This is a genomic window from Pseudacidovorax sp. (assembly GCF_017991995.1).
In the GTDB taxonomy this organism is placed as follows: domain Bacteria; phylum Pseudomonadota; class Gammaproteobacteria; order Burkholderiales; family Burkholderiaceae_C; genus Xenophilus.
Genome location: NZ_JAGOPN010000005.1, coordinates 217,879 through 229,589 on the forward strand (window position 1 = coordinate 217,879; position 11,711 = coordinate 229,589).

Here is an 11,711-nt window from a genome sequence, read left to right on the forward strand (position 1 = left end):
GACGGCTTCTCCTCAAAGAATCAATGGTGGGACATCCGCCTGGAGCGGCACGGGCGAGGCGAGCCGGCCCATCTCGCCCGCCTCGAAGCGCCGGACCGCGGCAACGATCTGATCGGCGTTGTTCATGATGAAGGGGCCGCGGGCCACAACCGGCTCGTGGATCTCCTTGGCGGCCAGCACCAGCACCCGACCACCGGGACGGCCCTGCAGCTGCACGATGCCGCCGCCACGCACGGCCGCAGCCTCGCCCGCCTGCAGTTCGACGACGGCATCGCCGCCGTCGGCACGCAGGCCTACCTCGCCCGACTGCGCATAGAACAGGCCGAACTGCCCGGCCATCAGCGGAATGTCCACGCCCTTGCGAAGCGCCACGTCGAGCAGCGTGAACGGCTCGGCAGGCACTAGCGCGGAGGCCACCTCGCCGTAGCGGCCGACCACCACCCGGATCTGGTCGCCCCGGCCGTTCTGCCACCTGGGCACGTCCTTGCCGTCGAGCCACATCACGGACGGCACGATGGTCTTGCGGGCGGCGCTCAGGTTCACGAAGATCTGCGCGCCATGCAGCGACCGGGCCGGATCGGCCGGCAGCTCGTGGTGCATCACGCCGCGGCCTGCCTGGGTCCAGACGATGCCGCCCGGTCCGACCACGATGTCGTTGCCCAGCGAGTCCCGGGAGCGCGCCGCGCCCTCGGAGTCCTCGAACAGGTAGGTCACCGCCGAGAAGCCCGCGTGCGGATGCGGACCGAAGGCGCGCTCACCGACACGGAAGTCGTCGAAGTTCAGGATCGGCGACGAAGCGAGTCCGCGTTCGTGCAAGACGAAGCTCTGCACCGAGAAACCTGGGGAGGCCATGCGGCGGCCCTCCCCCAGGAACAGGATTTCCGTGGTCATGGACACGTCCTTGGGGCAAGTAAGGGGGGTCTCGGGCGGCGGTCGCGCGCTCAGGCTGCCAGCCGCGCGATGTCCTGTCCGGCGCTGTCGAACGCCTGGCTCTTGAACGCTTCGCCCATGGCCACGCCTTCGGCGCGGACAAAGCGGATGTCCTGCACGCCCAGGAAGCCAAAGATCGTGCGCAGGTAGGTTTCCTGGTGATCGAACGACGCCATCGGCGTGCCTTCGCTGAAGATGCCGCCGCGGGCCGAGGCAATGATCACCTTCTTGCCGCCACAGAGGCCGGCGGGACCCTTGTCGCTGTACTGGAAGGTCTTGCCCGCCACGCAGATGCGGTCGAACCAGGCCTTCAGCTGCGAGGGGATGCCCAGGTTGTACATGGGCACGCCGATGACCACGAGGTCGGCGTCGAGGAAGGCGTCGAGCGCGCGCGTGCCAGCGGCCAGGTCGGCCTGCAGCTCGGCGGAGACCGGGCCGCCGTGCTGGGCAGCGATGTGGGCCTTGCCCAGGTGGGCCAAAGGCGTCTCGCCCAGATCCAGACGCGTGACCTGGATGTCCTGGTTGGCGGCCTTGAGATGCGCCACGACCTTGGCGGAAAGCTCACGACTGACCGAGTGGTCGCCAAGGATGCTGGAGTCGATGTGCAGCAGATTCATGTCGGGGTCCAAGCTGGTGGGAGTTGAGGATGAGCTGGACGATAAGAAACGCCGATTGATCTGTGTAGACTATATTTTTCGATAAATACCATCGCATCGAACGATATGTTGGACGCCGTCACCCTTGACCAACTGCGCACCTTCATTGCGGCGGCCGACACCGGCAGCTTCTCGGCCGCCGGCCGTCAGTTGGGACGCGCCCAGTCGGTGGTCAGCCAGACCCTGGCCAACCTGGAGGGCCAATTGAACGTCCGGCTCTTCGACCGCACGCACCGCCGCCCCACCCTGACGCTCGCCGGGCGCGCGCTGCTGGTGGATGCACGGCTGGTGGCCAGCGACATGGACCGACTCAAGGCTCGGGCCAAGGAGATGGAGGCCGGGCTGGAGCCGGCGCTGAACATCGTGGCGCATGTCTTTCTGCCCACCGAAGTGCTGACCCGGGCCGTGGCCGCATTCCACCGGCAGTTCCCGCGCACGCCGCTGACCATCTCGGTGGAAGGCATGGGCGCCGTGATCGAACCGGTGATCGAGGGGCGCAGTTCCTTCGGCATCCGCGCGCCACTGCTGTCGCCGCATCCGGAGTTGACGAGCGAGCACCTGATGGCCGTGCCCTACCTGATGGTGGCTGCCCCCTCGCATCCGCTGGCGCAGCACCCACAGCCACTGCCTACGCGGCTGCTCCAGGAACATGTGCAACTGGTGCTGAGCGACCGCTCGCGCCTCCCGAACCAGGTGGATGCAGGCGTCATCTCGCCCCTGACCTGGCGCACCTCGGACCTTGGCGCCAAGCATGCCTTCCTGAAGGCCGGCCTGGGCTGGGGCGGCATGCCGCTGCCGGTGATCCAGGCTGACCTGCAGGCCGGGCGTCTGGTCGCGCTGGAGTTCGAGGAATCGCGCGCCAACGTCAGCATGTCGCTGGCCGCCTTCTACCGCACCGACTCGCCGCCGGGCCCGGCGGGCCGCTGGCTGCTGGACGAATTCAAGCGCAGCGCCAAGGCGGTGGATGCGGACCCGGCAGCGCCCGGAGCCACTCCTCAGGGCATGGGCGGGTAGATCAGTTCGGCCGCCTGCCGTGCGTCGGCGAAGGCCAGCAACCGCGCGGCGAGTTCGTGGGGTTCGATCTCGGGAATCGAGAAACCCGGCGGCAGGTCGAAGCGGACGGCACCCGACGCCATGGCGGTATGCCAGCCACTCTGGCGGATCACGGCAGAAAGCACCAGCATGCCGACATGGATGCCTTCGCGCGCCATTTCGCCATGCAGCGAGTGCAGGTAGTTGCGCGCCGCGGCCAGCGCGCGACCGGGCCCGCTCATGTACGGCATGCCGTGGATGGCCGAGCCGCCCAGGCCCACCAGGATGCTGCCCGCCTGCCGTCGGCGCATGTCCGGCAGCACCTGGGCCACGGCATCCATCAGCCCGTAGAGGAACAGGTCCATCTTGTCCTGCACGTCGGCCACGGTCAGCGTGGCCGCGGCGGTGAAGGCCTCGGGCGCGTTGGGGCCGTAGTACAGCGCATGGACCTCGCCGAAGCGTCCGCGGATCGCCGCGAACAGGCGCTGCATGTTGTCAGCCGAGGGGCGGAAGTCCGCCGAAAACGCGGCCGCCTCGATGCCTTCCTGGGCGAGATCCGCACAGAGCGCCTGCAGCGGCTCGATCCGGCGTGCGACGAGCGCGACGGCATGGCCTCTTATTCCGTATTCGCGGGCCAGCGCCTGGCCGAGGCCGGGTCCTGCACCCAGGATGGCCACGCATTGCTTCGATTCATTCATGGTGTTTGCCTTTGGTCAGCCGGCCCCGCTGGCGACAGGCAACGCCTTTCGCGGGCGGGGCGGCGGCAAGAATGTAGGAAGAAGGCGGGCGCTGCGGCAGCCCATATCTTTCGATGGCGACCATCGGCCTGGAAGATGGAAGGGGCCGTCCAGTGCCCCGGACGGCCCCTGTCGACCGCGCAATCGCACGCGGCACCAGGCCGCGCGGCGGCGCAGGAAGCTCAGCCGAGCCAGCCCTTGATGCGCGCGCCCAGGGCCTCGCGGCTGATGCCGTAGCGGTCATGCAGCGTGGGCAGCGCGCCGGCGTCCAGGAAGGCATCGGGCAGACCCGCCAGCTGGAAGCCCGCCGGCTGCACCCGGTGCCGCAGCAGCGCCGAGGCCACCGCCTCGCCCAGCCCGCCGACCACCGAGTGGTTCTCGGCCACCACCACCAGCCGCGGCTTCGCACCCACCGCCGCCACGATGCTCGCCTCGTCCAGCGGCTTGATCGTCGGGCTGTGCAGCACCGCCACCCCCACGTTGTCGCGCTGCAGATCGACCGCCACTTCCAGGGCGCGCATGGTCATGATGCCGCTCGAGATCACCAGCACGTCCGCCCCCTCGCGCAGCATCCTGGCCTTGCCCAGCTCGAAGCGGTAGCCCTCGATCTCGTCCAGCACCAGCGGCACCTGCCCGCGCAGCAGCCGCATGTACACCGGCCCCGCGTGCTCGGCGATCTGCGGCACCGCCTGCTCGATGTCCAGCGCGTCGCACGGATCCACGATGGTCAGCCCGGGCACGCCGCGCATCATCGCCAGGTCCTCGGTGGCCTGGTGGCTCGGGCCGTAGCCGGTGGTCAGGCCCGGCAGCGCGCAGCAGATCTTGACGTTCAGGTTCTCCTCGGCGATCACCTGATGGATGAAGTCGTAGGCCCGGCGCGTGCCGAACACCGCATAGGTGGTGGCGAAGGGCACGCAGCCCTCCTTGGCCATGCCGCCGGCCGCACCCATCAGCAGCTGCTCGGCCATGCCCATCTGGAAGAAGCGCTCCGGGTAGGCCTGGGCGAACAGATGCAGGTCGGTGTACTTGGCCAGATCGGCCGTCAGGCCCACCACCTCGGGTCGGCTGGCGGCGTACTCGACCAGCGCCTTGCCGAAGGGCGCCGCCTTGGTGCGCTGCCCCTCCGAGGCGATGGAGGCGATCATGGCCGACGTGGTCAGCCGGGGCTTCTTTTCTGCGACGGCCTGGCTCATGCTGCGGCTCCTTGGGTGGCTTGGGTGGGACGGCCGGCGTCCAGGATGGACAGCGCCTGTTGCCATTCGGGGGGATCGACGCGGATGAAGTGGTTCTTCTCGCGCTGCTCCAGGAAGGGCACGCCCTTGCCCATGAGGGTGTCGAAGAGGATGACGCGCGGCTTGGCCTCGGCCAGGTCCCGCGCGGCGTCGAAGGCGGCGAGCACGGCAGGCAGGTCGTTGCCGTTGACGCGCTGCACATGCCAGCCGAAGGCGGCCCACTTGTCGGCCAGGGGCTCGAAGCCCAGGACCTTGCTGGAGGGGCCGTCGGCCTGCTGGTTGTTGATGTCGACCAGGCAGATGAGGTTGTCCAGGCGGTGGTGGGCGGCGGCCATGGCGGCCTCCCAGGTGGAGCCCTCGTCGAGTTCGCCGTCGCTCATGCTGTTGTAGACGAAGGCGGGGTTGCGCTTGTGCTTGAGGCCCAGGGCCATGCCCACGCCGATGACCAAGCCCTGGCCGAGCGAGCCGCCGGAGATCTCCATGCCGGGCGTGTACGTGGCCATGCCGGACATGGGCAGGCGGCTGTCGTCGCTGCCGTAGGTCTCGAGTTCGGCCTCGTCGATGACGCCGGCCTCGATGAGGGCGGCGTAGTGGGCGATGGCGTAGTGGCCATGCGAGAGCAGGAAGCGGTCGCGGCCCTCCCACTCGGGCTCGCCGGGGCGCTGCTTCATGGCATGGCAGTAGGCCACGGCCAGCACATCGGCCCAGCCCAGGGCCTGGCCGATGTAGCCCTGGCCCTGCACCTCGCCCATGCGCAGGGCGTAGCGGCGGATGCGGTAGGCCCGCTCGCGCAAGTTGTTCGTCAGGTCAGACATGAGAGTTCTCAAGGATGAAGAGGACGGCTGCGGGCAATCAGCCCAGCAGCCCGATGGAAAACCAGGGCACGAAGGCGACGATCAGCAGACCGGCAAGCAGAGCCCCCAGGTAGGGCCAGATGCGGCGCACCGCCACATCGGGGTTCACGCGGCCGATGGTGCAGGCCGCGTAGTAGCCCAGGCCAAAAGGCGGGGCGAAAAGGCCGATGCCCATGGCCAGGATGATCACCATGGCGTAGTGCACCTCGTGCACGCCGATGGCCTTGGCCACCGGGAACAACAGCGGCGCGAACAGCACCATGGCCGGGATGCCCTCCAGCACGCTGCCGAGCACCACGAAGGCCGCGATAGAAACCAGCAGGAAGCCGTACTTGCCGCCCGGCACGCTGCTCATCATGGCCGCCAGGCCGTGCGAGAAGCCGGACTGCGTGAGCGCCCAGGACATGCCCGTGGCCGTGCCGATGATGAACAGGATGGCGCCTGACAGCGCGGCGGTATCGACCAGCATCGGATAGAGCCGACGCCAGTCGAAGCGGCGGTAGATCAGAAGGCCGGCCACCACCGCATAGGCGATGCCGATGGTCGACACCTCGGTGGCCGTCGCCACACCCTCCACGACTGCCGTGCGAATGAGCACAGGCAGCAGCAGCGCTGGAAGCGCCACCAACAGCGTGCGGCCAACCACGCCGATGGGCGCCCGCTGGAGACCGTGGGCAATCTCGGCGCTGCGCAGGCGCGCCAGCAGGGCCAGCAGCACGGCCAGCACCACGCCGGGCAGGATGCCGCCCGTGAACAGCGCGCTGATCGAAATGCCGGCTACCGAGCCGATGGTGATCAGCACCAGCGAAGGCGGGATGGTCTCGGCCATCGCGCCGGAGGCGGCCAGCAGCGAGATCAGCTCGCCTTCGTGGTTGCCGCGCTTCTTCATCTCGGGCAGCAGCACCGGTGCAACGGCGGCCATGTCGGCCGTCTTGGCACCCGAGATGCCCGACACCAGCAGCATGGCGCCCAGCAGCACGTAGTTGAGCCCCCCGCGCACATGCCCCAGCAGCGAGGCGAGAAAGTCCACCATCGCCTTGGCCATGCCCGTCATCTCGACCAGGTGCCCCAGCAGGATGAACAGCGGCACCGCCAGCAGGATGAGCGAACTCATGCCCTCGTCGATGCGTCCGGCCACCACCGACAGCGGCGTGGACGTGACGGTCAGCAGGAAGGCCACCGTGGCCATGCCGAAGCAGAAGGCGATAGGCACGCCCAGCAGAACCCCGCCGCCGAGCAGCACGGCGAAGAAGATCACCAGGTTCCAGTTGCCGATGGACTGCAGCCAGTCGGCCCCCAGCCACAGCGCGACGGCCATCGCAGCGATGGCGGCCGAGACGGCCAGCACGTCCGCCAGACTTCGGCGCGCCAGCCGCAGCACGCACATGCCGATCATGAAGACGCAGCCCACCGGCACCGCCGCGGCACGCACGGTGTTGGGCCAGGACAGCGCCGGCGTCTGCACCACCCATTCGTCCTGGGCGTATTCGGCCATCGGCACGATGAGCATCAGCAGCCACAGGCAGGGCAGCGCGATGGCCAGCACCTCGGCGCGGGCCTGGGCCCGTTCGCTCCAGCGCGAGACGAGTGCAGTGGTGCGCATGTGCGTGCCGCGCCGCAGTGCCACGGCGGCCCCGAGGTTGGCCAGCCAGAGGAAAAGGATCGACGCGAGCTCGTCGGTCCACGGAATGGGGCTGTCGAAGACGAAGCGCGAGATCACACCCGCCAGCAGGACCAGCACCTCCGCCACCACGAGCACGGCGGCCGGCGCCTCGACCAGGTGGCCGAGCCAGGCGTCCGCACGTGCCAGCCATCCGCCGTCCGACACCCGAACGGGCGTGACGTCCAGCAGCATCGCGCTCATCCCAGTCCCCCGACGCTGCCGTCCAGCAGCTTCCAGGCTTCATCGCCGAACTTGGCGCGCAGATCCTTGTAGAAGGTGCCTTTGGCCAGCGCGGCCTTGAATGCGTTCTTGTCCGGCTCGATGACCTGCACGCCCTTGCCCGCCAGCTCATCGCGCAGCGAGCCGTTGAGCGCAGCGATATCGGCGCGCTCGTCCAGCGCGGCCTTGTCGAGTTCGCGGCGCACGACTTCCTGAATGTCCTTGGGCAGGCGCTCCATGGCACGGCGGTTGCCGAGGATCCAGTAGGCATCCCAGACGTGGCCGGTCATGCTGCAGTACTTCTGCACTTCGTACAGACGCGCCGTCGCGATGATGGCCAGCGGGTTCTCCTGGCCTTCCACCAGCTTCGTCTGCAAGGCCGAATAGACCTCGTTGAAGTTGATCGGCGTCGGGCTGGCACCCAGGGCGGTGAAAAGCGAGGACAGCATGGGCGCCGCCGGCACGCGCAGCTTCATGCCCTTGAGGTCCTCGGGCGCCTTCACGGGCCGGGTGGAGGTCGTCACGTTGCGGAAGCCGTTGTCCCAGGCGCGGGACATGGTCAGCAGACCGACCTTCTCGATCTGCGCGCGGACATAGGTGCCCAGCGGGCCGTCCATCGCCTTCCAGACCTCGTCGTAGCTGTGGAAGGCGAAGCCGGTATTGACGATACCCGCGGCGGGCACCAGCGTGGACAGCACCACGCTGGCCTGATTGAAGAACTCGACGCCGCCCGAGCGCACCTGCGACAGCAGGTCGGTGTCGGAGCCCAGCTGGTTGGCCGGGAACAGCTTGATGTCCAGACGCCCACCCGTCGCGTTGCGGATGCGGTCGATCGCCTCCTGGGCGCGCTTGTTGACCGGATGCGACGGGTCCTGGCCTGTCGCGAACTTGTAGTTGAACTCGGCCGCATGGGCCGGCCGACTCGCGATGGAGAACAGCGGCAGCGCTGCCGAGGCGCCGAGCAATCGCCGGCGGGCGATTCGAGGAAATCCTTTGTTAGACGTTGTCATGGATGTCTCCTGGGTTTTGGAAAGATGTGACGCGAAGCCGGCGGGCTCAGTGAATGAGCATGCCGCCGTTGACGTCGAGCGTGATGCCAGTGCAATAGGCCGACAGATCGCTGCCGAGGAAGACGCAGGCGCCGGCCACGTCCATCGCACGGCCCAGGCGCGCGAGCGGAATCGTGTCCTCGATCTCCTTCTTCCGCTCGGGGCTGAGCTTGCCCTGGGTGATGTCGGTCTCGATGAGGCCCGGGGTGATGCAGTTGACGCGGATGCCCTCGATGCCGAACTCGCGCGCCATGGCGCGGGCCAGGCCGAGCACGCCGGCCTTGGCGGCCGAGTAGTGAGGCCCGCCGAAGATGCCGCCGCCGCGCTGAGCCGACACGGAGGAGATGCACACGATGGAGCCGCTCCTCTGCTGGCGCATGGCCGGCAGCACGGCCTGGGACATATACATCGTGCCGCGCAGGCTCACGTCCAGGATGCGGTCGTAGTCCGTGCCGGTGATGTCCAGCGTCTTGACGGGCTGGGTGATACCGGCGTTGTTGACGAGGATGTCGATGCGGCCGAAGGCCTGGAGCGCGGCGGCGGCAGCGGCCTCGCAGTCCGCCTTGTCGGTCACGTCGCCGACCACGCCGACATGGGCGCCACCCAGCCGGGCCGCGGCGGACCCGGGCTCGGCGCGCGCCAGGTCCATGATGACGACGCGGGCGCCCTGGGCGGCCATTTCGCGCGCGGTGGCAAAGCCCAGTCCATTGATGCCGGCACCACCGGTGATGAGCGCGACCTTGTCCTTGAGCAGCATGTTTCTCGTCTCCTTCGAGGTGGGCCCGCGGGCCCGTGGGGGCCGTGAAGACGGCCTGGGGTTGGGATGGCGCGCATGTTCCCGCTGCCCAAAGATGAAGGCAAACGATATTTCCTCAGGCTAAGATGACACTCATTCATCCAATGACCGGGGGAACCCTATGGCCGCCCTGCCTGCCGTCGCCAGCCTGCTGGCCTTCGAAGCAGTCGCCCGCCGCCGCAGCTTTGCGCTGGCCGCCGCCGAACTGCATCTCACGCCGTCGGCCATCAGCCACCAGGTGGCACGCCTGGAGGCCGACCTGGGCGTACGACTGTTCGAGCGCAGTGCACATGGCGTGCGCCTGAGCGAGGCCGGGGGGCGCTACATCGAACGCGTGGGCGGCGCGCTCACCGCCATCGCCACGGCGACCGACGACCTTCGCCAGGGCATGGACAACAGCCTGTACGTGCACTCGGCACCCAGCATCGCCAGCCTCTGGCTGATGCCCCGGCTGCGGGGATTCGCGCAGGCCCATCCGGACATCTCGCTGAACCTGTCGGCCGCCCACACGCACAGCGACTTTGCGCTCGGCCAGGCGGACATCGACCTGCGCTACGGCGTGCCGCAATGGGGCGACCTGGTGGTCGAGCCCCTGTTCGAGGAGCGGATCGTGCCCCTGGCCAGCCCGGCCTTCATCCGCGAGCACCGGCTGCGACGCGTCGCGCAGTTGCTGGAGGTGCCGCTGATCCAGAGCAACGTGAGCGTGGTGCAGTGGTCCGACTGGCTCCAGGCCTTCTCGGACCAGCGTCCGCCCGACCGTTTCGCGCTGCGCTTCGACCGTGCGCAGATGTCGCTCGACGCGGCCACGCAGGGCCTGGGCGTGGCCCTGGAAAGCGCCACCAATGCCGCCGGCCATCTGGCCGAGGGCCGTCTCAAGCCCATCTTCGGGCTCGACATGGCGATCAAGGTCAAGGCCCATTTCCTGGTCTATCCCGCACGGCACGCCAACCGGCCGGCCGTCGAGGCCTTCCTCTCCTGGATCCACGGCGAGGCGGCACGCGCCTGAGGCGGGCAAGCCGCCCTCGATGCAGCCGGCCGCCCGAGCGGCCCCGCGGCCTCCGATGCAGCCCGAAGAAGGCGGCCGACGGTGCGGCGAAGCCTGGCCGCCTTCGGACCCTGGGGGTTGAGCTCGCCTCGGTCGGCGAAGGCGCCCCGCCTTGCGGACAATCCAAGGGTGAGTTCCTCCCCCATCCGCCGCATCGCCCACCTCGACATGGACGCCTTCTTCGCCTCCGTCGAGCTGCTGCGCTATCCGCAGCTCAAGGGCCTGCCGGTGGTGGTGGGCGGCGGTCGGCGGCGGCTGGAAGAGGTCATCGGCGGCCTGCCGCCCGACACGCCGCTGGACCGCATCCCCGTCTCCGCCTTTCCGCGCCTGGCCGACTACGTGGGCCGCGGCGTCATCACCACCGCCACCTACCCGGCGCGGCAGTTCGGCATCGGCTCCGCCATGGGCATGATGAAGGCCGCCAAACTGTGCCCGCAGGCGCTGATGCTGCCCACCGACTTCGACGAGTACCGCCGCTATTCGCGCGCCTTCAAGAAGATCGTGACCGACATCGCCCCCGTGATGCAGGACCGCGGCGTGGACGAGGTCTACATCGACTTCACCGACGTGCCTGGGGGCCAGCGGGAGGGCGGGCGGGTGCTGGCGCGGCTGATCCAGAAGTCGATCTTCGACGCCACAGGCCTCACATGCTCGATCGGCGTGGCGCCCAACAAGCTGCTGGCCAAGATGGCCAGCGAGTTCGACAAGCCCAACGGCATCACCGTGCTCTACGAACACGAACTGGCCGACCGCATCTGGCCGCTGCCCGTGCGCAAGGTCAACGGCATCGGGCCCAAGGCAGAGGCCAAGATGACGCGGCTGGGCCTGCACACCATCGGCGACCTGGCCAAGTGCGAGCGCGACTGGCTGGTGCAGCACTTCGGCAAGGCCTACGGCGCCTGGCTGCACGAGGTGGCCTGGGGCCGCGACGACCGGCCGGTGGAGACCGAGAGCGAGCCCGTCTCCATGAGCCGCGAGACCACCTTCGAGCGCGACCTGCATGCCGTGCGCGACCGGGCCGAGCTCGGCGCCATCTTCACCCGCCTGTGCGAGAAGGTGGCCGAGGACCTGCAGCGCAAGGGCTATGTGGGCCGCACCATCGGCGTCAAGCTGCGCTATGCGGACTTCAAGATCGCCACCCGCGACCAGTCGCTGGAGATGTACACCGCCGATGCGAGGCTGATCCGCCGCACGGCCGGCCTGGCCCTCAAGCGCGTACCGCTGGAGAAGCCCCTGCGCCTGATCGGCGTGCGGGTGGGGGCATTGGTGAAGGCGGGCAGCGCCGAGGCCCAGGCGCCCGTGCGTCGAAGCGGCGGCGCCAGCAAGCCGGCCGCGCCCCCAGGACCGGTCACCGCCTCGCTGTTCTGACCTCGGCCGACCGCGGGCCGACGACTCGGCGCACCGAGGCCCCGCCGGGCGTCCTACAACGGGGCACCGTTCGCCATGGCAGCTTGCAGGCAAACAGCCTGCACCATGCTCGACGCCACCGCCTCATCCC

Annotated in this window: 11 protein-coding genes; 3 read left to right on the forward strand and 8 right to left on the reverse strand. The window is 68.9% G+C overall.

The annotated features are described in order from the left end of the window. Nucleotides 1-12: 12 nt before the first annotated feature. Nucleotides 13-891, reverse strand: coding sequence for a pirin family protein (locus KBC94_RS09080; protein ID WP_294368952.1), 879 nt, complete (start codon nt 889-891; stop codon nt 13-15). Nucleotides 892-941: 50 nt separating this feature from the next. Beyond that, nucleotides 942-1,547, reverse strand: coding sequence for an FMN-dependent NADH-azoreductase (locus tag KBC94_RS09085; protein ID WP_294368954.1), 606 nt, complete (start codon nt 1,545-1,547; stop codon nt 942-944). A gap of 105 nt (nt 1,548-1,652) precedes the next feature. On the opposite strand from KBC94_RS09085, the gene KBC94_RS09090 reads away from it, so the two are divergent. After that, nucleotides 1,653-2,600, forward strand: coding sequence for a LysR family transcriptional regulator (locus tag KBC94_RS09090; protein ID WP_294368956.1), 948 nt, complete (start codon nt 1,653-1,655; stop codon nt 2,598-2,600). Here KBC94_RS09090 and KBC94_RS09095 read toward each other — a convergent pair. The 6 genes from KBC94_RS09095 to KBC94_RS09120 form a co-directional block, all read right to left on the reverse strand. Beyond that, the gene (locus KBC94_RS09095; RefSeq protein ID WP_294368958.1) at nt 2,582-3,316 is read right to left on the reverse strand and encodes an SDR family NAD(P)-dependent oxidoreductase; all 735 of its coding nucleotides are present in this window, start codon (nt 3,314-3,316) and stop codon (nt 2,582-2,584) included. The two genes, KBC94_RS09090 and KBC94_RS09095, sit on opposite strands and share 19 nt — an antisense overlap. A gap of 221 nt (nt 3,317-3,537) precedes the next feature. After that, nucleotides 3,538-4,548: a transketolase C-terminal domain-containing protein gene (locus tag KBC94_RS09100; protein WP_294368963.1), complete on the reverse strand. Its 1,011-nt coding sequence runs from the start codon at nt 4,546-4,548 to the stop codon at nt 3,538-3,540. Further along, nucleotides 4,545-5,402 carry a transketolase gene (locus tag KBC94_RS09105; RefSeq protein WP_294368965.1) on the reverse strand — a complete coding sequence of 286 codons (858 nt, stop codon included), beginning with the start codon at nt 5,400-5,402 and terminating at the stop codon, nt 4,545-4,547. The genes KBC94_RS09100 and KBC94_RS09105 overlap by 4 nt, the downstream gene beginning before the upstream one ends. Before the next feature lie 37 nt (nt 5,403-5,439). Next, a complete protein-coding gene (locus KBC94_RS09110; protein WP_294368967.1) occupies nt 5,440-7,305 on the reverse strand; it encodes a TRAP transporter large permease subunit in 1,866 nt (621 codons plus the stop codon). Continuing rightward, on the reverse strand, nt 7,302-8,333 hold the full coding sequence (locus KBC94_RS09115) for a TRAP transporter substrate-binding protein (RefSeq protein WP_294368968.1): 1,032 nt from the start codon (nt 8,331-8,333) through the stop codon (nt 7,302-7,304). Before KBC94_RS09115 ends, KBC94_RS09110 begins: the two co-directional genes overlap by 4 nt. A 46-nt stretch (nt 8,334-8,379) precedes the next feature. Continuing rightward, complete coding sequence (locus KBC94_RS09120; protein WP_294368972.1) at nt 8,380-9,129, reverse strand: SDR family NAD(P)-dependent oxidoreductase; 750 nt, start codon at nt 9,127-9,129, stop codon at nt 8,380-8,382. Nucleotides 9,130-9,289: 160 nt separating this feature from the next. Between KBC94_RS09120 and KBC94_RS09125 the strand changes: the two genes are divergently transcribed. Continuing rightward, a complete protein-coding gene (locus KBC94_RS09125) occupies nt 9,290-10,174 on the forward strand; it encodes a LysR substrate-binding domain-containing protein (RefSeq protein ID WP_294368975.1) in 885 nt (294 codons plus the stop codon). 207 nt (nt 10,175-10,381) lie between these two features. Next, nucleotides 10,382-11,581 (forward strand): DNA polymerase IV, encoded by a 1,200-nt coding sequence (dinB, locus tag KBC94_RS09130; protein WP_294369202.1) that lies wholly within the window; start codon nt 10,382-10,384, stop codon nt 11,579-11,581. The last annotated feature ends 130 nt before the right edge of the window (nt 11,582-11,711 follow it).

Excerpts from the sequence above, each read along its gene's own strand:
- KBC94_RS09080 (WP_294368952.1), bottom strand. The coding sequence starts at position 891 with ATGACCACGGAAATCCTGTTCCTGGGGGAGGGCCGCCGCATGGCCTCC.
- KBC94_RS09085 (WP_294368954.1), bottom strand. The coding sequence starts at position 1,547 with ATGAATCTGCTGCACATCGACTCCAGCATCCTTGGCGACCACTCGGTC.
- KBC94_RS09090 (WP_294368956.1), top strand. The coding sequence starts at position 1,653 with ATGTTGGACGCCGTCACCCTTGACCAACTGCGCACCTTCATTGCGGCG.
- KBC94_RS09095 (WP_294368958.1), bottom strand. The coding sequence starts at position 3,316 with ATGAATGAATCGAAGCAATGCGTGGCCATCCTGGGTGCAGGACCCGGC.
- KBC94_RS09100 (WP_294368963.1), bottom strand. The coding sequence starts at position 4,548 with ATGAGCCAGGCCGTCGCAGAAAAGAAGCCCCGGCTGACCACGTCGGCC.
- KBC94_RS09105 (WP_294368965.1), bottom strand. The coding sequence starts at position 5,402 with ATGTCTGACCTGACGAACAACTTGCGCGAGCGGGCCTACCGCATCCGC.
- KBC94_RS09110 (WP_294368967.1), bottom strand. The coding sequence starts at position 7,305 with ATGAGCGCGATGCTGCTGGACGTCACGCCCGTTCGGGTGTCGGACGGC.
- KBC94_RS09115 (WP_294368968.1), bottom strand. The coding sequence starts at position 8,333 with ATGACAACGTCTAACAAAGGATTTCCTCGAATCGCCCGCCGGCGATTG.
- KBC94_RS09120 (WP_294368972.1), bottom strand. The coding sequence starts at position 9,129 with ATGCTGCTCAAGGACAAGGTCGCGCTCATCACCGGTGGTGCCGGCATC.
- KBC94_RS09125 (WP_294368975.1), top strand. The coding sequence starts at position 9,290 with ATGGCCGCCCTGCCTGCCGTCGCCAGCCTGCTGGCCTTCGAAGCAGTC.
- dinB (WP_294369202.1), top strand. The coding sequence starts at position 10,382 with ATGGACGCCTTCTTCGCCTCCGTCGAGCTGCTGCGCTATCCGCAGCTC.